The sequence below is a fragment of the Nostoc sp. genome (assembly GCF_036919815.1).
Lineage (GTDB): Bacteria > Cyanobacteriota > Cyanobacteriia > Cyanobacteriales > Nostocaceae > Nostoc.
This window is the reverse complement of sequence record NZ_JBALCE010000077.1, coordinates 1-19,803: the sequence shown is the minus strand read 5'-3', so window position 1 is coordinate 19,803 and position 19,803 is coordinate 1. Positions and strand designations below refer to the sequence as shown.

At 42.2% G+C, this 19,803-nt stretch carries 22 protein-coding genes and 6 pseudogenes; 13 read left to right on the top strand and 15 right to left on the bottom strand.

The window, feature by feature from the left end; genetic code table 11:
- Positions 1-92: 92 nt before the first annotated feature.
- From V7K15_RS18150 to V7K15_RS18140, 4 genes and pseudogenes are all read left to right on the top strand, one after another.
- Positions 93-889, top strand: a pseudogene (locus V7K15_RS18150) (TauD/TfdA dioxygenase family protein); the annotation flags it as partial.
- A 127-nt stretch (positions 890-1,016) separates the two neighbouring features.
- Positions 1,017-1,214, top strand: a pseudogene (locus V7K15_RS30030) (hypothetical protein); the annotation flags it as partial.
- Positions 1,215-1,226: 12 nt separating this feature from the next.
- Positions 1,227-1,604, top strand: coding sequence for a PLP-dependent transferase (locus V7K15_RS18145; RefSeq protein WP_334907332.1), 378 nt, complete (start codon positions 1,227-1,229; stop codon positions 1,602-1,604).
- 20 nt (positions 1,605-1,624) lie between these two features.
- Positions 1,625-2,071 carry a hypothetical protein gene (locus tag V7K15_RS18140; RefSeq protein ID WP_334907330.1) on the top strand — a complete coding sequence of 149 codons (447 nt, stop codon included), beginning with the start codon at positions 1,625-1,627 and terminating at the stop codon, positions 2,069-2,071.
- A 261-nt stretch (positions 2,072-2,332) separates the two neighbouring features.
- Here the strand turns inward: V7K15_RS18140 and V7K15_RS18135 are convergent, their stop codons facing one another.
- Positions 2,333-3,007: an O-methyltransferase gene (locus tag V7K15_RS18135; RefSeq protein WP_334907328.1), complete on the bottom strand. Its 675-nt coding sequence runs from the start codon at positions 3,005-3,007 to the stop codon at positions 2,333-2,335.
- Positions 3,008-3,075: 68 nt separating this feature from the next.
- A pseudogene (locus V7K15_RS18130) lies at positions 3,076-3,285 on the bottom strand (GNAT family N-acetyltransferase); the annotation flags it as partial.
- A 372-nt stretch (positions 3,286-3,657) separates the two neighbouring features.
- Here V7K15_RS18130 and V7K15_RS18125 point away from each other — a divergent pair.
- Positions 3,658-4,551 (top strand): NAD(P)-dependent oxidoreductase, encoded by an 894-nt coding sequence (locus tag V7K15_RS18125; RefSeq protein ID WP_334907326.1) that lies wholly within the window; start codon positions 3,658-3,660, stop codon positions 4,549-4,551.
- 150 nt (positions 4,552-4,701) lie between these two features.
- On the opposite strand, the pseudogene V7K15_RS18120 reads toward V7K15_RS18125, so the two are convergent.
- The 12 genes and pseudogenes from V7K15_RS18120 to V7K15_RS18065 form a co-directional block, all read right to left on the bottom strand.
- Positions 4,702-5,220: pseudogene (locus V7K15_RS18120) on the bottom strand (transposase).
- 2 nt (positions 5,221-5,222) lie between these two features.
- Positions 5,223-5,705: a helix-turn-helix domain-containing protein gene (locus tag V7K15_RS18115; RefSeq protein ID WP_334907324.1), complete on the bottom strand. Its 483-nt coding sequence runs from the start codon at positions 5,703-5,705 to the stop codon at positions 5,223-5,225.
- Between the two features lie 72 nt (positions 5,706-5,777).
- Positions 5,778-5,921 (bottom strand): annotated as a pseudogene (locus V7K15_RS18110) (4Fe-4S dicluster domain-containing protein); the annotation flags it as partial.
- Between the two features lie 278 nt (positions 5,922-6,199).
- On the bottom strand, positions 6,200-6,661 hold the full coding sequence (locus V7K15_RS18105) for a GNAT family N-acetyltransferase (RefSeq protein ID WP_334907323.1): 462 nt from the start codon (positions 6,659-6,661) through the stop codon (positions 6,200-6,202).
- Between the two features lie 24 nt (positions 6,662-6,685).
- Positions 6,686-7,240: a class I SAM-dependent methyltransferase gene (locus V7K15_RS18100; RefSeq protein ID WP_334907336.1), complete on the bottom strand. Its 555-nt coding sequence runs from the start codon at positions 7,238-7,240 to the stop codon at positions 6,686-6,688.
- An 18-nt stretch (positions 7,241-7,258) separates the two neighbouring features.
- A complete protein-coding gene (locus V7K15_RS18095; protein WP_334907321.1) occupies positions 7,259-7,468 on the bottom strand; it encodes a class I SAM-dependent methyltransferase in 210 nt (69 codons plus the stop codon).
- A 74-nt stretch (positions 7,469-7,542) separates the two neighbouring features.
- Positions 7,543-8,238: an HAD family hydrolase gene (locus V7K15_RS18090; RefSeq protein ID WP_334907319.1), complete on the bottom strand. Its 696-nt coding sequence runs from the start codon at positions 8,236-8,238 to the stop codon at positions 7,543-7,545.
- A gap of 16 nt (positions 8,239-8,254) precedes the next feature.
- Positions 8,255-8,413: a hypothetical protein gene (locus V7K15_RS18085; RefSeq protein WP_334907334.1), complete on the bottom strand. Its 159-nt coding sequence runs from the start codon at positions 8,411-8,413 to the stop codon at positions 8,255-8,257.
- Positions 8,385-8,528: a hypothetical protein gene (locus V7K15_RS18080; RefSeq protein ID WP_334907317.1), complete on the bottom strand. Its 144-nt coding sequence runs from the start codon at positions 8,526-8,528 to the stop codon at positions 8,385-8,387. Before V7K15_RS18080 ends, V7K15_RS18085 begins: the two co-directional genes overlap by 29 nt.
- A gap of 108 nt (positions 8,529-8,636) precedes the next feature.
- The gene (locus V7K15_RS18075; RefSeq protein WP_334907315.1) at positions 8,637-9,404 is read right to left on the bottom strand and encodes an ATP-binding cassette domain-containing protein; all 768 of its coding nucleotides are present in this window, start codon (positions 9,402-9,404) and stop codon (positions 8,637-8,639) included.
- A gap of 285 nt (positions 9,405-9,689) precedes the next feature.
- A complete protein-coding gene (locus V7K15_RS18070) occupies positions 9,690-10,517 on the bottom strand; it encodes an ABC transporter permease subunit (RefSeq protein WP_334907313.1) in 828 nt (275 codons plus the stop codon).
- A 303-nt stretch (positions 10,518-10,820) separates the two neighbouring features.
- Positions 10,821-11,129, bottom strand: a pseudogene (locus tag V7K15_RS18065) (iron uptake porin); the annotation flags it as partial.
- Between the two features lie 1,042 nt (positions 11,130-12,171).
- Between V7K15_RS18065 and V7K15_RS18060 the strand changes: the two are divergent.
- From V7K15_RS18060 to V7K15_RS18050, 3 genes are all read left to right on the top strand, one after another.
- The gene (locus V7K15_RS18060) at positions 12,172-12,993 is read left to right on the top strand and encodes a class I SAM-dependent methyltransferase (protein WP_334907311.1); all 822 of its coding nucleotides are present in this window, start codon (positions 12,172-12,174) and stop codon (positions 12,991-12,993) included.
- A gap of 59 nt (positions 12,994-13,052) precedes the next feature.
- Positions 13,053-14,417, top strand: coding sequence for an LLM class flavin-dependent oxidoreductase (locus tag V7K15_RS18055; protein WP_334907309.1), 1,365 nt, complete (start codon positions 13,053-13,055; stop codon positions 14,415-14,417).
- Positions 14,418-14,690: 273 nt separating this feature from the next.
- Entirely contained in the window at positions 14,691-16,229 is a 1,539-nt protein-coding gene (locus V7K15_RS18050) for an amidohydrolase family protein (protein ID WP_334907307.1), read from the top strand.
- A gap of 4 nt (positions 16,230-16,233) precedes the next feature.
- Here V7K15_RS18050 and V7K15_RS18045 read toward each other — a convergent pair whose 3' ends face one another.
- Positions 16,234-16,455: a hypothetical protein gene (locus V7K15_RS18045; RefSeq protein ID WP_334907305.1), complete on the bottom strand. Its 222-nt coding sequence runs from the start codon at positions 16,453-16,455 to the stop codon at positions 16,234-16,236.
- A gap of 98 nt (positions 16,456-16,553) precedes the next feature.
- Between V7K15_RS18045 and V7K15_RS18040 the strand changes: the two genes are divergently transcribed.
- From V7K15_RS18040 to V7K15_RS18020, 5 genes are all read left to right on the top strand, one after another.
- A complete protein-coding gene (locus tag V7K15_RS18040; RefSeq protein WP_334907304.1) occupies positions 16,554-16,697 on the top strand; it encodes a hypothetical protein in 144 nt (47 codons plus the stop codon).
- 327 nt (positions 16,698-17,024) lie between these two features.
- Positions 17,025-17,549 (top strand): dienelactone hydrolase family protein, encoded by a 525-nt coding sequence (locus V7K15_RS18035; RefSeq protein ID WP_334907302.1) that lies wholly within the window; start codon positions 17,025-17,027, stop codon positions 17,547-17,549.
- Between the two features lie 79 nt (positions 17,550-17,628).
- Entirely contained in the window at positions 17,629-18,249 is a 621-nt protein-coding gene (locus tag V7K15_RS18030; protein WP_334907300.1) for a GDSL-type esterase/lipase family protein, read from the top strand.
- Between the two features lie 85 nt (positions 18,250-18,334).
- Entirely contained in the window at positions 18,335-19,333 is a 999-nt protein-coding gene (locus tag V7K15_RS18025) for an aldo/keto reductase (protein ID WP_334907298.1), read from the top strand.
- A 52-nt stretch (positions 19,334-19,385) separates the two neighbouring features.
- Positions 19,386-19,727 (top strand): hypothetical protein, encoded by a 342-nt coding sequence (locus tag V7K15_RS18020; RefSeq protein ID WP_442949692.1) that lies wholly within the window; start codon positions 19,386-19,388, stop codon positions 19,725-19,727.
- Positions 19,728-19,803 lie beyond the last annotated feature (76 nt).

Sequence of the window (19,803 nt, the reverse complement as noted above, 5' to 3'; positions counted from 1 at the left end):
GAAAATGCTCTAAATTGGTTTAATCATTGTGGTCTGTTTTTTGAGCCTATTAGATAGCTCTTCTTGTGGTGAATTTGATCGCAAACTGCTGTAAATACAAAGTTATCTTCTTTCGAGAGCAGAACCTTGACGCTCAAGGACAAGTAGCCTTCGCCCGTCGCTTTGGAGAAGTCACTACAGCCCATCCCACCGTCCCATCATTGCCAGAAAACCCAGAAGTTCTCGACCTGAATTACGGCAAGACTGTGAGCCGCGCCAACAACTGGCACACTGATGTTACATTTGTAGACCGTCCGCCCCTTGGCTCCGTTTTACGGGCGTTGGTCATCCCACCATCAGGAGGTGACACCATTTGGGCAAACTCCGTGACTGCCTACGATGATTTACCAAACCACCTACGTAATTTTGCTGACGAACTCTGGGCAGTACACAGCAATGCCTACGATTATGCAGCAGCAACAATTGACTTGACTTACCACAAGAAGTCTTAGAGCATCGGGCTGTTTTTACCTCAACTTTATACGAAACCCTGCATCCAGTTGTCCGCATTCATCCTGAATCCGGTGAACGTGGGTTATTCATCGGTGGTTTCGTGCGCCGTCTGCGTGGTTTATCACAGAATGAATCCGATGAAATCGTGAAATTGTTACAAGCTTACATCACACGTCCAGAGAACACAGTCCGGTGGCGTTGGAAAGTAGGCGATGTGGCTTTCTGGGATAATCGCGCTACTCAACATTATGCGATCGCAGACTACGACAACCAACCTCGTCACGTTCAACGAGTAACTATTGTTGGTGATATTCCCGTTGCGATTAATGGTAAACAAAGTGAAGCCATCAAGGGAGACTCTTCTGCATATAACCGACGTGAACCAGCTTTAGTTTAGGATAATTAGGGAGCTACTGCGTTATGGAGGGAATTTCCATAACGCAGTTGAGGCTTTCCTGACTCTTGCTCCTAGCATTTGGCTGTGAGGTATTAATGTTTGTTTCTACTAAAAAGCTGCTCGTGGTCAAGGTATTGGCAAAACTCTGCTAAAAACCACCATATCAGAGGCAAAAATCCAAGAATGTTCAGTACTCATGTTGCTGAACCACAAAGAGCGAGAATCTTATCAACGAGAATTTTACCGTAAACAAGGCTGGGTCGAACGTGAAACAGTTGCTAACTTTATCTATCCATATGATTATTTATTAAAATATCTTTGCTAGCAATAATTCTCTATGTCTGAAAAATATCGCTTTGAAACATTGCAAGTCCATGCAGGACAAGAACCAGCTGTAGGAACTAATGCTCGCGCTGTACCGATTTATCAAACAACGTCATACGTTTTTGACGATGCGGATCATGGGGCGCGGTTGTTTGCCCTGCAAGAGTTTGGCAATATCTACACGCGGATCATGAATCCGACAACGGATGTATTTGAAAAGCGAATTGCTGCTTTAGAGGGGGGTGTAGCAGCGTTAGCTACCTCTAGTGGTCAGGCGGCGCAGTTCTTGGCTTTAAGTACGATCGCACAAGTTAAAGACAAGCTATCTATGCTGATCCCAATTGGCTTGGGGGTAACTACACACCAGAACAGCCACCAAACCAAGGATTAGCTGTAGCGCGGATGATGGCGATGAGTGCTTACCGTTCTTGGCAGACCTTTACAGAACGTTTTGGACGACAGTATGATGCTTCTGCTGACCAATTTGCGATCGCTAGCTACTTACAATATCATGGTCAAAAGCTAGTACAGAGATTTGATGCCAATACTTACATCACTCTCACCCAAGCGATGGATAGTCATGATATTGCTCATGGTCAAGACTATAAATCTGTTCTGCAAAGCATTAAACAACCCGCTTTAGTTGTTGCTATTGATTCTGACATTCTTTATCCGCCAATAGAACAACAAGAACTAGCAGATTTAATTCCTAATGCTCAACTGGGTTTGCTGAAATCAATTTACGGTCACGATGCTTTTTTCATTGATACAGAAGCCCTTAATAAGCTATTAATTAACTTTCGACAAACTTTCACACTCCTGGTCATTATTCAACTCGCGGTCGGCTATCAATTTTAATTAGAATCTGAAGCAAGTGTCGCTTCTTAAGAAAAATGCAGATAGTAAATATCATGAAGTTTATGAAAAGTATTCATAATGAATCTGATGAAAAATAATCCATTTAAGCTGATACCGGCCTCTCACTTAATTTTGTTTAAGGATCATCAAATATTACTTATTGGGACTTAGACAAAAAACACCCATAAAAATAAAGCCAGTTTGGGCTTTATTTGGGCTTAATTTTTGTTTAAGTCTCATTAAGCAGTTTGGAGTACGTTGCTAATTGTCAGACGTAACAAGTGCGATCGCAAAACCGTCATACCCTTTATTGCCTACAGTCTGGATTGCAGTTGCACTCACACGCGATTCAGATGCCAGTAACTCATTAAAACGACGTACTCCTTGAACACTAGGATCATCGCTGTTCGCTTCAATTACATATCCATTGCGTACAACGTTATCAGCGATAATCAGGCTACCCTGTCGGGAAAGCTTTAACGCCCACGCAAAATATTCTGGATTCCTAGGCTTGTCTGCGTCAATGAAAATCAGGTCAAATGGATTGTATCCATCGTTAGCTAGTTGCGGCAGTGTCTCTATTGCCCGCCCAACACGCACCTCGACAAGATGAGCCAGACCAGCGCGGTTTATATTCTCGCGGGCAACTTCAGCGTGCTTGGGATTTGACTCTAGGGTGATCAAATGGCCGTCAGATGGCAATGCTCTTGCAAGCCAGATCGTGCTGTAGCCGCCTAACGTACCAATTTCCAGAATAGTACGTGCCTTATGGATTAAGGCTAATAGCATGAGCAGTTTACCTTGGTTCGGCGAAACATTATGTGGTAGTAAACCAGCCGCATCACTAGCCTGAAGAGCAGCATCTAACACAGGGTCAGAAGGTATTAGCAAATTAGTGATGTAACGATCAACTTCTGTCCATAGCTCTTGAGTCATAACTCCTCTTTCGGTAACAGTAACAACAGCACTTTTTATATGACTAAAGCTAACCCCTCCTCTTCCAACTAAAGCCTCAAATCGGAGCTAAAGGTAGAAAAACCAACAGACTCATGTACAGCCACGCTTGGTTGATTGGATAAAGCGATCGCGGCAACAACGTTATAAAATCCTTGGAGTCGCAGCAATTTAAACAGAGAAGTATATAAAGCTTTAGCAATTCCTTTTCTACGATAATTAGCACTGACGTACACAGATGATTCCACAGACCATTGGTAAGCGGCACGGGTATGGTAGGGTCTAGCGTAGGACTAGCCTACATACAACCTCTTTAAGGACTTACGCAAAACTACACACGGTAGAGGCAATTCATGAATTGCCCCTACCTGAAAATCAGGGTTTCGGCTATTTTTTGCGTAAGTCCTGCTCTTGATTAATTTTGCAAACTGGCCAAGGCATCTGCTGTTGATAGCAGATAATTCAGCTTTTTGAGTCATTAAATAGCTTGCTTTCTGGGAATGATGTATGGTAAGTTCCTACTTAGACAAATTACGGCAACTCTATCAATTTAACGTAGTTGCTCTCATAACTCAATCACCAAAATCAGCGTATTAGTCAAAAGCTGAATACAGGTAACAATCAAGCTTTCCATGCAAATCCAAACTGTTGGTATTTTAAGTCCGGGTGACATGGGACAGGCGATCGCAGCCGTTCTCAATCAAAATGGATTGAAAACCATTGCCGCCCTAGACGAGCGCAGTCCTAGAACTCGGCAATTAGCCGCCGCAGGTAACATCCAAGATGTAGGTTCTCTCACCCAACTGGTAATTGAATCTGATGTAGTGCTATCAGTTCTAGTCCCCGCCGCCGCAACAGAAGCAGCAAAGCAAGTAGCTGAGGTTATAGCCAATGTGGGGAAACAAATTCTCTACGTTGATTGCAATGCAGTTGCACCCCAAAAAGTAAAACGTATTGCCCAACTGATTGAATCATCTGGGGCAACTTTTGTAGACGCTTCAATCATTGGCCCACCGCCGAGAGTTCCCGGCCGCACACGGATTTATGCTTCAGGAAAACAGACCGATGAATTCCAACAACTGCGGGATTATGGGTTAGATATACGAGTGATTGGCGATGAAATTGGTCAAGCTTCTGGGTTAAAAATGTCTTACGCTGCCCTCACCAAAGGACTGACGGCGATTAGTACAGAATTACTGATTGCTGCCCATCGTTTAGGTTTGGATGAGCCACTATGGGAGGAAGTATCTATTAGCCAACCAGAACTTGCTGCTATTCTCACCCGTTCCATTCCATCCATGACACCAAAAGCACATCGTTGGATAGCAGAAATGGAAGAAATTGCTGAAACCTTTCAAGAGTTAGGTCTGACTGAGCGGATTTTTTACGGAGCCGCCGACGTTTACCGCTTGGTGAAAGATACATCTTTGGGTAAGGAAACACCAGAAGAGTGCGAACGCGATCGCCCCCTGAGAGACATCATTACTACCCTGTCCGACGAAGCAGCATCAAGTGTATTAAGCTAAAAATCTTTTAATTTGCATCCTCAAAAAATGAATCTCTTGTGGGGTGGGCATCTTGCCCGCCCTAGTTATGCAAATTAAATGCGCGACAGCTTATATCAATTTACATTGAAGCTGCATAGAAAAGAGCTTCGAGGATCAAGTCATAAGAAGTTAAAGATATAACACGTTGCGATGTGATTGTACTGAGAAGTGGGTTGAGGCGATGCCTACGCGAAGTTCTTCAAGGGTGTTGAATACCTGACCCTTAATTTGAGATTTGAGAAAAAGCCAGAACCTTTCAATAGGGTTAAGTTGTGGAGAATGGGCAGGTTGACATCAGGGAATAATATTTTCGGGCCATTTCAACTCATAAGTCAAATGTGCTGCGGCTTGGTGAATTTGAAGGAGTGCAATATCTTCTCCAAGTTGAGATGAAACCGCATCTAAAAACTCTTGAAAATGTTGTCCACAAAGTTTTGGATACTCCAAACAAAAATGCCAACCACTCAGTGGTTCAACAACACCATACAGCCAAAAACTTTGCCGCTTCCATGCAACACGAACCACTGGTTGGACACCAGGAGTTGTCACAACACGCCTCGGTTCGGTTTTGAGTCCAACTCGGCTCTGATCTTGACACAGATAACGCAGCCGTTTGCCTTTACCAAATAATTGTTGTAACGCTAACAATGCTAGTGGAATGTTTTTTTAAATGTCTCAATTGCCTTTGGGTCTTGGTTAACACTGCATGGTCGAGGTACTTTTAGCTTGCAGGCGAGTTTGTAGCGCACCAAGTAATGTACCATTCGGTAACTCACATCCAAGCCATGATTTTCATTCAGCCAACTCACAATTTCTCTGTAACTGCCAAAACCCTCAGGTGAGTTTAATTTCACTTTGAGCGATTTCAGTACTTCTCCTGTGATTGTTCGAGCTTGTCCTGGTGCTTTTTTGATTTCGAGTAACCCAGACAATCCCTGCTGACGGTATTTGTGCAACCACCGCGTAATCGTTGACGGGTCGCGTGCTAATTCATTATGCGATCGCACTTGTCCGATTTGGAACCACCAAAGCATTTGCAGCCTTTCTTTCTGACTTGCACTCCGAGCCTGTTTCAGTGTTTTTTCTAGATATTCTCCACTTTCGGTGATTTCTATTTCTAACTGACGTGCCATTTTGCTGCTGTCCGACTTACCCTCGACTCTCTATTATATGCAAACTCAATATCAATTGATATTAGACAAAACATATTTCATGTAAGCTTTGCCTGTCTCTGGATTTTTTGCTAATACATCAAGGGGAGAAACTTTAATACAAACTGTGCATTTTTCTAAACATTTTGATTCATCAACGATCAGAGGAACATCTATTCTTTGTGTGATTAAAGCCATAAAATAACTCCATGATTTTGTACTAAGAAATGAATAATTTATTTGTAGGTTGGGTGGAGGCACAAGTTAGTATTTTGGCAACACAATAAACCATTTCTATTGCGCCGTAACCCAACATCAAGCGATATTAATCTTAGTAGCGAATAATTAAATATATAAAATAGGTTTAGCATTAATTTTATCCAAGAGATTATTATAGTGTAAATATTTTCTTTTTCCCGACATCATTTGTTGGGTTCCACTACGTTCCACCCAACCTACAGGAGAGAGTGATCGCACTAAAGCCATTTTTTATGAAAAGTTAATGATTTTTTGATATTAGTATAGCCAATTTTCTCATAAAACAAGTGTGCCTCTTTGCGCTTAATATTAGAACGTAACAGAACACCCTCACATCCAACGACAAAAGCCCACTGTTCAATTTGCTGCATCAAAAAACGTCCAATTCCACTATGACGATAATCTTTATCTACAACTAATCCCAAAATAATCGCTGGAGTTGGAATAACTATTGAGTCACAAATATGAGCGTGTGCCCAAGCTATTACATATTCATCTTCTAAAGTGGCAACATACACAATATGAGCATCACTATTTTTAATTTGAGTAAGGCGCTGCTCTATTTGTTGATTTGTCACAGAATATTCAAGTTGCTCACAAAGACTAGCAATTCTCTCTACATCTTTAATCTCAGCTTGTCTAATTTTAATTTTCTCACTTACATTAACTTTGTTTATCATAATTTAATTTTAAATTACAATTATTTAGTTATCCAGCATTGCACAGATAAAACGATAGCCTATATCAATCTCTGTCAAATTGTGAATATCACCATATTTTTTCCTCCATTCTCCACTACTTAAATCTGCTGCAAGTAACTTTACTCCTTGCTCTGCTAAATCATGATGAGCTAAAGCAAAAGATGATATTCCTGCACGTACTTCTGGTTGAAGATATAACTCTGGTCGTCTCCAGGCTGCTGCTGCGAATAAATCAGATAAATCGTATGGTAACAAAAGGGGTATGGCTTCAACACGCCTTTTAGTATTACTCTGAATTAAATTAACCTGTTCGTTAAGTGGTAAAAATCGTAATGCATCTTCCCACAAAAACGGAAAATAATCATAAAGCCATATCTTCTGAGATAATCTAATATCAAAAGTTAACAAAATTATTGCCCCATCTCTAATTATTCTGTGCATTTCCTCAAAAGCTTTTTCGAGATGAGAAAAGTGATGAGTTGCCAGGATACTTACAACAGCATCAACAGACTGATTTGGTAGAGGTAAATTTTCTGCATAGCCAGTAAACCACTTAATTTGCTGATGTTCTAGTGCTTATTTTTGCATAACTACAGAAGGTTCAACAGCATTAACAAGAAACCCTTTATTAGCTAGCGCTAGACTGTAACCACCAGTCCCAGCGCCGATATCAGCAATAATCCTACCTTTGGGTAAATTGAGTAAATCAATTATTTTATTGACAATACGGATATCAGCAACGCGAGTTTTTGAGTATTGTTGACCAATTGAATTATATATAGACATATTAGAAAATTACTCAAAATCATTTAAAATAAACTATTTAAATTTTAACTTTAGATGAAGAAATCAAAAATTTGTTAGTTAAACAATTCCAGCAAATTTAAAAGTTCAATTATCATAAACTTTGGTTTTGCTTCTTGTGGTAACTTTTGATTTTTTCTGTTGTAATAGCAAAAATCCATTTTGACTTGTGTTGCTCCCGCATAGTCGTGCTTTAGAGAATCTCCAACGTAAAGAACTTCTGCTGATGTTAAATTTAACCTAGATAAAGCATGATGGAATATCTCAGGAGATGGTTTAGCAAAACCAATTGCTTCAGAAACTACAACTGCTTCAAAAAAATACTCAATTCCAGCAGCTTGCATTCTCGGTAGTTGCGCTGATACAAAACCGTTTGTTATGACAGCCAAACGATAATTGCGTGCGAGAACAGTTAGCACTTCATTTACATCAGGTTCCATTACGGCTGAATGATTAAAAATATGCCAAAAACTTTGACTAAGATTGCTGATTTGATCTGTTTCTATATCTAATTGAGCAACTGTACTTCGATAAGACATCTCAATTAGCTCGCTAGGATAAAATATTTCTCCTTGTCTCCAATACTTGGAATTATAAGTTTCAAAGACTTGAAGGAAAATAGTCTCACTGAGTCCATTTAAATCTAAAGATACTGCACAATCTTCCAATGCTCCTAAAATAGCTTGGCGTTCACATAGCTCAAAATTCAATAGTGTATTATCGAGATCAAAAATTATTGCTTCATAGAGCATTTTCATGGACATTCATTTAACAGCAACATTGTAGACTTCTTTGACTGTATCTACTTCTACGATCTACAGGACGCTTAAACAATACCATTTGTCCTGATTCATCTTTCTTTAAGTTTACATGACAAAACCACTCATCATCATTCTTTTCAGGATAATCTAAGCGGTAAAACGCCATACTTTCGTCGTTTTTCGGCATTTTCTAATGCTGCTGCGGGAATACCTAACTCTGGTTCTAAAAACTTGGCAACTTCTTCTGGATTGTTTGTTGCCCATTCGTTTACTTTAGTCATGGCACAAAAAACCTAAGTGAATATCTCTCTTTTTGACCTCCATTGCCACCCTTGGTAGTTGGGGTTTTGTTAATTTACTAGATGAGATATCCACTTAAAGCTAGAGTATTAATGACTCATTTGCAATAATTGATGTGCGTGAGTGCCTTGATTATTCATAACTTGTTCTAGCACTGCTTCTCTGATATTTACAAATACTTCACTAGCTCTGTCTCGTGGACGCGACAATTTTACAGGTAAATCTAACGCAACCCGTCCCTCTTCAATTACTATCACTCTGTCTGCCAGCGCCACAGCTTCTTCTACATCATGGGTGACTAAAAACGCCGTAAAGCCTCTCTGTTGCCACAAATCTTCGATTAAATGTTGCATTTCTAAGCGAGTTAACGCATCCAATGCTCCTAAAGGCTCATCAAGTAGTAATAGATGTGGTTGACTCACCAAAGCTCTGGCCAATGCTACCCGTTGTCGTTGTCCTCCAGATAGTACATACGGCCATTCACCAGCCCTATCTTTGAGTCCGACTTGTTCTAATACCCGCGCAGCTTTTGCATACCAATTTTCTTGCAAACCCAGACCCACATTATCTATCACACTTTTCCAAGGGAGTAACCGGGGGTCTTGAAACATCACTCTTACAGAATGACTAAGCTTACGTAGTGGTTCTCCATCTAATAATATGCCGCCTGTAGTGGGTTTATCTAACCCAGACACTAGGCGCAGTAAGGTACTTTTACCGCAACCACTACGCCCCACAAGAGCAATAAATTCTCCTGGTGCTACTTCTAGATTTAATGAGCTTAAGACAGTTTTATTTCCAAAAACTTTGCTTAAACCCAAAATATTGAGTTGTGAACCTTGTATATTTGAAACCATGTAGATTTTTCCTTTTTTTAGAGATTCTTGAGTAATACTGCGTAGTTTTTGCCTAAAAAAGCACTCCGGGGTAGGTTGGATTTCGTTCCTCAACCCAACATTTTCAAGGCTTTGTTGGGTTTCACTCCGTACCCTGCGGGGATCTTGCTACAACCCAACCTACAAATCTTCTTAACCGAGCAGTATTGGATTGTTGAGTTATTCAGTTATTGACAACTTGGAGTTTTTACAATGAATTAATCAAGGTAAAAAGTTAAACAAATGTTTAACTTTTTACCTGAGCTTTTACCCAGCAGATGTGTAATTGGGATTCCATGATAAAAATTTGTTTTCTAGAGCTTTAGCGATGGAATTTGCTAGTTTACCTAACAGTGCATAGATGACAATACTTAACACTACAACGTCTGTTTGCATAAACTCACGGGCGTTCATTGCCATATAGCCAATGCCGGAATCTGCTGCAATTTGTTCGGCTACAATTAACGATAGCCACATAATACCCAAGGAAAAGCGGACACCAATCAAAATTGAAGACAAAGCTCCTGGAAAAACAATTTGCCACAAAAGCTGCGATGTTTTTAAGCCATAAACTCTGCCCATTTCAATAAGTTCAGGATCTACACTACGAATTCCATGATAGGTATTAAGGTAAATTGGGAAAAATACACCTATAGAAACTAGAAACAATCTCGCTTGATCACCAATTCCAAACCATAAAATTACTAGGGGAATTAATGCCAAGTTGGGAATAGTACGCAGCATTTGCAAGGAACTATCTAACAATTGTTCTGCAATGCGAGAAAGCCCAGTGAGTAATCCCAAAATAAAGCCAATTCCGCCACCAACGATAAAACCAGATATAGCGCGTGTGGCACTGATTCCCATGTGTCGGAAAAGCTCTCCAGTTGAGGCTAACCTAAATGCCGTAAAAACTACACTACTTGGTGCTGGAAGAATTCTGGTGGAAAGTAAACCAGTTCTGGAAGCAATTTCCCAAAGTAGTAGCACTATAAAAGGTACTATCCAAGGGATGATGCTATCAGCGAATTTGTTGTTGTATAATACTTGTAGGGTTTTTTTGCTGCTTTTGGTCTTTTTCAGAGTAATAGTCATAAGCTACCAATTAGTTGTTTTATGAAGTTCTGATTAACGGCTATTTCGTCAATAGGACTGAATAGGTTTGATGTTATATATGTTTGAGCGAGACAGGGGCAGAAAGTAATGGAAATGGAGGACAAACCCAAAAAATTACCTTATTGTTCGGGTATTTATTCTTTAAAGTACTATATATCGAGCGAATTACAGTAGATTAAAAATATCTTACACGAAATTAAGTAAAAAGCAACTCCCAAGAATAGGGAGTGGGGAATATTCATTTTTCAGCTTTGGCTATGGGATTTCGTTGTGAGTAGCTGACTAGAAAGTAAAGGTAGTGCGGAGAGAACCCACCCAAATCGGATCGTTGTCATCATTATGTTCAGGCTTGCTAATTACATAACAACTTGGGATGATCCGAATATTGTCATTCACTCGGAAGGTATAGAAAGCCTCTAAATGTAGAGAAGTATCTGAATCTTCTCGAAGGGCGGTTCCGGGTGTGGGGCGATAATTATTACTAGTAACTTTAGGTGGTACACCAACGATGATGCCACCGATATTACCTTCTTTAAACAAGTCTGAAAAACCAAAGGTAAGCCCACCATTGATGATAGTTGCGTCATTATCACCATCAGCTAACTGATTGACAAGGGTATAAGTAGACTATAATTTTTGCACTTATTCACGAAGATAGTTGTAGTGGGCAACACAAGTTACTACTGAAGATAGTATAGTAATTTGCTTTGGTTTTTGAACTTACTTGCCTAGTCCGAGAGTGGGGAGGCAAATTAAACCAACGAAATAATCACATTTCATCAACCTCTATATTCTTAGGACTTACGCAAAATATCTCTCAAACTCTGATTTCTCTGTGTCCTCTGCGCCTCTGTGGTTTGTTATTCCGTAACTTGTGCGTAAGTCCTAATTCTTATACTTCCATACGCGTAATACTAATTATTTATGAAGATGCGCCAAATAATTTTTTATAAATCAAGCTATATCAAGCTTTTCGGTCTTGTGGTTTAGCGCAGCTTCACATAGAAATGGTATAAGTCCTACGATAGACCACTAGTTTTCACTCAAGTGCGTCACCGAACAGCCCGCATTTCGACCCAACTCTTGGAGACGCTGCGCGTAGCTTGCTTCCACGTTCGCGGAGCGTCTCGTAGAGAAGTGGTACGGCAAAGCTCAGGGCAGGCAAGCTGAGTGACCATCGTAGACATCGCCTTTGCTGGTGACTATTTCCAACACTCATTTCAGCCCTGCTATCTTGAAAAAGCAAACTTGTGTTAAGCAGTACTTGCATTTTCGTCGGAAGTGTGTAAAGCTTTGTTACACGAATAAACTACGGTAAATCAATCAAGTTATTGTAGTTTCAAAGAAATAAACTACAGCGTTTCATTTACCGACTGACTATTTAGCCAGAGCTACAGAAAAAGATTGATCAGGCAAAGATTAATCATGTACCTGATGCAAGTAGTAGTAAAACGCCCGATCAATGTTCTAAGTGGTTCAAAGAAACTTGGTAAGAACGTCGGCATCCTTGTACTACAATTCCTCATTTCTAAATTTGTCCTACCGGTAGAGACTAAGGAAATATTCAGAATAATTTTCCCAATGCCTAATCCTTAGTACTCAAGTAGAGATTGATTCACCAAAAAACTAACTTATGACCCAACTGAAAACACTTTCCACCTACGACCCAACATTATTTGAGGGTGCAGCTGAAGTCTATGCTCAATATAGAACTAAATACTCATCTGCTGTATTTGACAAACTAACTGAAATATTTAATCTCAATGGTCAAGGAAGACTTCTTGATTTAGGTACTGGGCCAGGTTTAATTGCCATTCCCCTTAGCACCAAATTTCAAGAAGTAGTTGCTATTGATCCCGATCCAGATATGCTCAAGGAAGCGCAACGTCAAGCAGCAGCCGTAAGAGCAAACAATATCACTTGGCTAGAACAAGGAGCAGAACTGATTAACCCTAATTTGGGAACATTTAAACTAGCTACCATTGGCAGAGCCTTTCACTGGATGGAACGCGAACTCGTACTTGAACGCCTTTATGAATTGCTGGCAGATGATGGAGCTGTAGCACTGCTCAATACAGGTGATAATCCTTGGATAAGTTCTTTACCCTGGAAACAAGCTGCCATAAAAGTAGTGAAAAAATGGTTAGGTGAGGAGCGACGAACTGGACAACGAGGACAAGGCATTCGTAAACCAGTTGATCCTCCCCACGAAGTCGTAATTGCCAATTCAAAATTTGCTCGCCAAGAATTATATGAAGTGCCATTTGAAAAATCTTGGACAGTCTCTAGCTATCTTGGCTACTTATACACTACAGCCTTTTCTCTGAAAATTTTCTATGGCGACAAAGCCGAAGAATTTGAAGCAGATATTAAAGAAGCATTACTAGCAGTTGAGCCTTCTGGTCACTTTACAGAAGAACTCATAGCAACAATCGAAGTAGTTTGGAAGCATTAACTTGTATTTATTTTGACTTCCGTCTTGCAGTACTAGCTATCCAAAAAAGAGAAAAGCAAATGAGCAAAACACGTAAATTTCGTTTAGGAGCATTTATTCAAGCCACTGGACATCATGTTTCTGCTTGGCGACATCCAGATGCACAAATAGATGCGGGTTTTAATTTCGAGCATTACAAAGAAATTACCCAAACCGCCGAACGTGGCTTGTTCGATGCAGTTTTTCTGGCGGACAGCCCAGGAGTTTGGGGTGGCGATCGCGAAACGCAAAGACGCAATGGTAAACTTGTCCATTTCGAGCCAGTGACACTTTTTTCGGCTTTGTCCTCTCTAACTCAAAACATTGGCTTCATTTCCACCGCCTCGACTACTTATGAAGAACCTTACACCCTGGCACGTAAGTTTGCCTCATTGGATCACTTGAGTAAAGGCCGGGCGGGGTGGAATGTAGTCACCACGGGTAACGAAAATGCCGCACTTAATTTCGGTCTTGAGCATCACCCGGAACATAGCCAACGTTATGAACGTGCGGAAGAGTTTGTAGAAGTGGTCAAAGGACTGTGGGATAGCTGGGAAGACGATGCTTTCATCCGTGACAGAGAATCTGGTATCTATTTTGACTCGAATAAACTACATATACTCAACCACAAGGGTAAACATTTTTCTGTCAAAGGCCCCTTGAACGTTGGTCGTCCACCTCAAGGTTATCCGGTGATTGTGCAGGCTGGAGCATCGGAAGCTGGACGGGATTTAGCTGCGCGTACTGCTGAGGTGATTTTCACTGCTAATCAAACCCTAGTCGATGCTCAGGAATTTTACGCTGATGTCAAAGGTAGGTTGGCGAAATATGGACGCTCTCCAGACGATCTAAAAATCATGCCTGGGGCTTTCGCAATCATTGGCCGGACTGAAGAAGAAGCCCAAGAGAAATACGAATTTCTGCAATCTTTGATTCATCCTGATGTAGCTTGGGGTATTTTAAAGAACTATTACAAAGGTGTGGATCTGTCGAAATATTCTTTAGATGATGTAACTCCCGAACTACCCAGTGATACCAATAATAATAAGAGTCGTCTGAAATTAGTCAAGGATTTAGCTACTCGTGGCACTCTGACGCTGCGCCAGTTATATCTCGCTCTTGCTACCGCTAGAGGTCATCGTACTATCCTTGGTACTCCCGAAAGCATTGCTGACCAGTTAGAAGAATGGTTCAACAATGGTGCAGCAGATGGTTTTAATATCATGCCACCAATCCTGCCTACAGGGTTAGATGACTTCGTTAACCTAGTCGTTCCCATCCTCCAGAAACGCGGACTGTTCCGTACTGAATATGAAGGTACTACCTTGAGGGAAAACCTGGGGCTGCGTCGTCCGGGTAATCAATTTGCCGCTAAACAAGTGGATGAGAGATTGGTGTTAGCGTAGGTTAATTTTTTACGGATGGTTAAACCATATCTTTTAAAGCGGATCTTTTGCAGATCACCGCCTGGGTGCTGCATATTTTCGAGATGATTTTTCTCACGCAGAGGAGGACACGGCGTTGCGGGGGTTCCCCCAGTTGTAGCAAGTGTCCGTCACGCAAAGGCGCAGAGAGAATGGAAAGAACTTAATGGGCTTTATACTCACAACCAAAGTTTTTGTTAATACTTCCACTCTTCTGCCCTCTGACATATTTGCAATTTTTTAAAGGAAAAAAACATGACTGAATATAGCAGATTAAAAACTTCCCGCTCGGCTGCAATCAAAGCAAACCTCAATTATCCGATAATTGACACTGATGTTCATACTAATGATTTCACTCCGGCGCTTGAGGATTACATTGCTAAATACGGTGGCTCGAAACTCGTTGATGAATTACGCAAGGCGGAAGATTCTCGTCTCAATTCCAAGAGCAATGGTAAAGACTGGTATCAACAAACTCCAGAAGAACGCCAATACAATCGCACAATTCGATCACCTTGGTGGGCTAGAGTCACCCGCAATACTTTGGATCTCGCTACTTACACTTTGCCTGAACTATTCTATGAGCGTCAAGCGGAGCAGGGGTCAGATTATTCGGTACTGTTTCCGAATAATGTTTTGGCACCGGCTGGAGCAAGTAAAGAGAATCGTCAAGCACTGCAACGGGCGGTCAATCACTATCATGCTGACTTGTACTGGAAATATAGCGATCGCCTCACACCTGTAGCTGGCATCCCGATGGGTAATCCTCAAGAAGCGGTTGAGGAGCTAGAGTTTGCAGTGAAAACACTGGGTTTAAAAGTAGCTAATATTCCTGGTGGTGTGAAACGGCCAATTAAGGCGATCGCTGATAAATATCCAGCAGATCAATACCCTGAAATCGCCAAGTATGCCTCTTACATTGATTTTTACGGATTGGATAGTGAATACGACTACGATCCGTTCTGGGCGAAGGCTGTTGAATTAGGTGTACCGGTTACTACCCATTACGGCAGTCAAGGTTGGACTGGACGCTCCTCGATCAGTAACTACATGAACAACCATATCGGTCACTTCGGCGATGGCTCACAGGCATTTGCCAAAGCACTGTTTTTTGGTGGTGTTACCAAACGTTTCCCACAGCTGCGCGTAGGTATGCTTGAAGGTGGTGCAGATTGGGGCGCACACGTCTACATTCATTTAGTAGACCGTTTCTCCAAGCGCAGTCTCAAAGGTCTGCAAAACTACAACCCAGAACTGACAAATTCCGATGAGTTGTTCGAGTTGTTTGAGCGATTTGGTGGCGAAATTACTCAAGGGTATTCCCTCACCAAAGAGGAATTGACTAAGAGTGTACTGGGTTCTTCCTTCAACCGTCATAGCCGCTCACCCGTTGGTAGCGAACTAGAAGATTTTGCCGCCGCCGGCATTGAAACAATTGAAGACATCCGCGATCGCTGGGTAAACAGTTTCTTCTTTGGTTCTGAGTCCGACGACCGTACCATAGCAGCTGCATTCAACGACAAAGCCAATCCCTTGGGTGTGAAAATCAACGCCATTTATTCCTCAGATGTTGGACACTGGGATGTGCCAGATTTGACCGACCCACTAGCGGAAAGCTGGGATTTAGTGCAAGAAGGTGTGATTTCTGAAGCTGACTTTAAGGGTTATGTATTCAATAATCCTTACAAGTTTTATACTCAAGCTAATCCCGACTTCTTCAAGGGTACGGCGGTTGAATCTAAGGTAGCTAACATCGAATCTCCACAAGCAGATAAGAGTTTGGTAACGGCGTAAGAGATTAAGAGGAGAGCAGGGGTTTTTGAGTTCGATTTTGCGATCGCTGGTACTGGCTACTTCGCTGATCCGGCAGCGCGGCCTGAACTTGCCGACTTTGCCCATCATATTGCCCAGTGGAGCGATCGCTACGAACCACCAGCCAATCAGCGCGACGAAGAATTAAGTGTTTATCCTTACCTTGGTATCGCCCATGAATATCAAGAAAAAGTCCCCGGTAGCGCACCTTACCTGAAGGATATCCATGTTTTCAACCCATCTGGCTTCGTTAGTTTTAGACTCCCAATTGGTGACATACCCAGCATCCGACGCGACGTACCAGCAGTGGTAGGACGTATTAGCCATGACTTGTTCTTTGCTGATTGGGCGCTGCATGAAGCCCGTATTACCAGCGACAACGTTGCACCAGATTTCGATACCTCGCTCTATGCAGATGCAGTATGGAAACAGAAAGTGCCAGTTAGTTAGAATCTAGTACTGTGTCAAGCAGGAGCAATGCTTGGATTAAATAACGAACCGCAGAGGCACAGAGAACACAGAGAGAAAGATTCTAAAACTTGGTTTAGTCAGCAAAATCAAAAATTTATCTATACTCCCCAATCCCCAAATTTCCCCAAACTTTAGGAGTCACAACTATGTCTGTTGAACACCGTTTTAACACCAGTAATGGTTCCTTGCCTTATCTCCTCTCGACTATCTCAGACACTATTAAGCAACCCGCGGCCCTGGTATTGTTTCTACACGGCGCACGCGATTCTCTGCGAGACGCTTTGCGAACGCGGTACAGATATAAATGTGCTGCTAAAATGGGGTTTACCTCGTTTTGTAGATTCCTCCAGTTCCTTACCTTATATCTTTGCCGCCCCCCAGTTGCCTGAAGGACAAACCTGGGTAGACCGAGAGTTGGATGTGATTGCTTTGCTCGATGATCTCATTGCCTCCCAACCCATCGATCCATCCCGGATAATTTTATCTGGGTTCAGCTTAGGTACAGCTGGGGCTTGGCATATCGCTGCTTCTCACCCTGGTCGCTTCGCTGGTCTGGTAGCAGTATCAGGGCGTGTACCCAAGACATTAGAAGAAACCCAACTAGCTGCACTAAAGGAAATTCCCATCCAAATATTCCAAGGTGGCAAGGACGAAAAACTACCGATTGAAGATACACAGCAGATTGTCGATACTTTGCGCGGACTGGGGGGAACAGTAGATTTTACCGTACTACCTGAAGGCGATCATTTTATTGCCGATGAAGTGTATAGTGACCCGAAACTGCAACAGTGGCTAATTTTACAGAGTCGTCGCACTTCTGTAGCTGTCTGATATGAAATATATAGAATTATGAACATCATGCTTAATTCCAAGTTAAAACCGAACTTCTTCTCCAAAATCCAGTTGACTAATGTCAGATTCTCGCAAAGAAATCAGAATTTGTTTTATTGGTAAATCGTTTATCAATGGCACAGGCGATCCGGAGTTTCTGGGTTGGACAGGTAGAGTGTGCCACAATGCTGAGTCAAAAGGATATGCAATCACTCACTACAACTTGGGGGTGCGGGCTGAGACAAGTCGGTATCTCAAACAACGTTGGCGCTCGGAAATCTCCTATCGTCTCCCTCCTGAATACGATGGTCGAGTAGTGTTTTCCTTTGGCGTAAACGATTCAGGATGGGCGGGTAAAAAGCAAGGAATCAAACTTTCAGAGTCGATCGCAAATGCTCGCAGCATCCTGACTCAAGCAAAGCAACTCTATCCTGTCTTGATGGTTAGTCCACCGCCGTGTGGTGATGTCGATCAAGAAAGAAGAAATCAAACTAAGGCAAATCTGTCACAGGAATTTGCCTTAGTTTGTAGTGAACTAGATGTTCCGTATCTCAATGTGTTTCCCAGTTTGCTGAAGTCACCGATCTGGCTAACAGAAGCAAAAGTCAATGACGGTGCTCATCCAAAAGCAGATGGTTATGCAGAGTTTGCAGCAATCGTACAAAACTGGGAAGGTTGGTTAAATTGGTTTACGCCTTAGTAACCGTGTTGTATACGCATTCTATTTAGAAATATTCAACACTTTCTCAATCAACTACTTTCAATCAACAACGACCAAGATCACGATGACGTTACCAACTACCAAACTCGGTAAAACCGGATTGACTGTTTCGCGCCTTGTTCTTGGCACTATGACCTTCGGCTTGCAGACAGACGAAGAAACTTCCAGACAGATCCTCGACACCGCCGCCGATGCTGGCATCAACTTTCTTGATACAGCTGACGTTTATCCCCTTGGTGGTGGACTGCCTACTGCTGGAAGCACTGAAGAAATTATTGGGCGCTGGCTCAAAGGCAAACGCGAACATTTTATTATAGCTACTAAGTGCGTGGGACGAGTCGGGACTGCACCTTGGGATCAGGGTGCTTCGCGCAAACATATTCTTGATGCGATTGATGCTTCCCTCAGACGACTGGGAACTGATTATGTTGACCTCTACCAATTGCACTCTGACGATGCCTTAACCCCTCTCGATGAAACCTTAGAAGCTCTGGACACGGTAGTACGTGCTGGGAAGGTACGCTACATCGGGGTTTCTAACTTTTTAGCTTACCGACTCGCTCGCGCCTTGGGTCGTGCCGATGTGCAAAATTTAACTCGTTTCGTCTCGATCCAACCCCGCTACAATTTGTTGTTCCGTGAAATTGAGCGAGAACTACTACCCTTAGCCAAAGAAGAAGGATTAGGTGTAATTCCTTACAATCCTTTGGCAGGTGGTCTACTCACTGGCAAACATAGCCTGACTCAAGGCCCCACCGCAGGCACTCGTTTTACTCTGGGGATTGCCGCAGAACGTTATCAAGAACGCTACTGGCGCGATCGCGAGTTCAATACTGTCGAGGAATTAGGCTCAGTAGCGGATTTGGCCGGATTGTCACTCACTACTCTAGCGGTGGCTTGGGTGCTGGCTAATCCGATTATTACTGCTCCCATTATTGGTGCTAGTCGTCCAGAACAACTTGTTGACACCCTTAAGGCTGTAGAACTAAAACTCGACGACAGTTTGAAACAAAAGCTAGACGACATCACCGCAGAATATCGCCGCGGAGATTCCCTGCGTTAGTTTTGTAAATTTTAACCTTTCCAATCCAAACTATTTTATCTATCAAACAACTATGATTAAACGCCGTCGTTTTCTAAATGTGGCTACATCTAGTCTGGGCGGTTTTTCTATGGCATATTTGTTGGGAAGTTGTAACCAACAAAGCCAACTGAATGTAGCAAGTACTACTGGCAATTCCCTTTCCCTTGCTATAAAAACTAAAGTTCTCCGCATGGGTTATCAGAGTGCGGGGGATCTCTTCAGAAATCGGCAAGTTTTAGAGAAACGCTTGGAGCCACTGGGGATCAAGGTGGAATGGGCGCAATTTGTCCAAGGGCCTCAACTCATGGAAGGCATGGCCGCGAAAAGAGTTGACGTCGGATCAGTAGGAGAAACGGTGCGATTCGTTGATTAGTGAATCACGGTATCCAGCCCGTACATAACTAATCCAGCCCGTCAGCAGATTACTGACACTAAAGGCTGAACTCTCG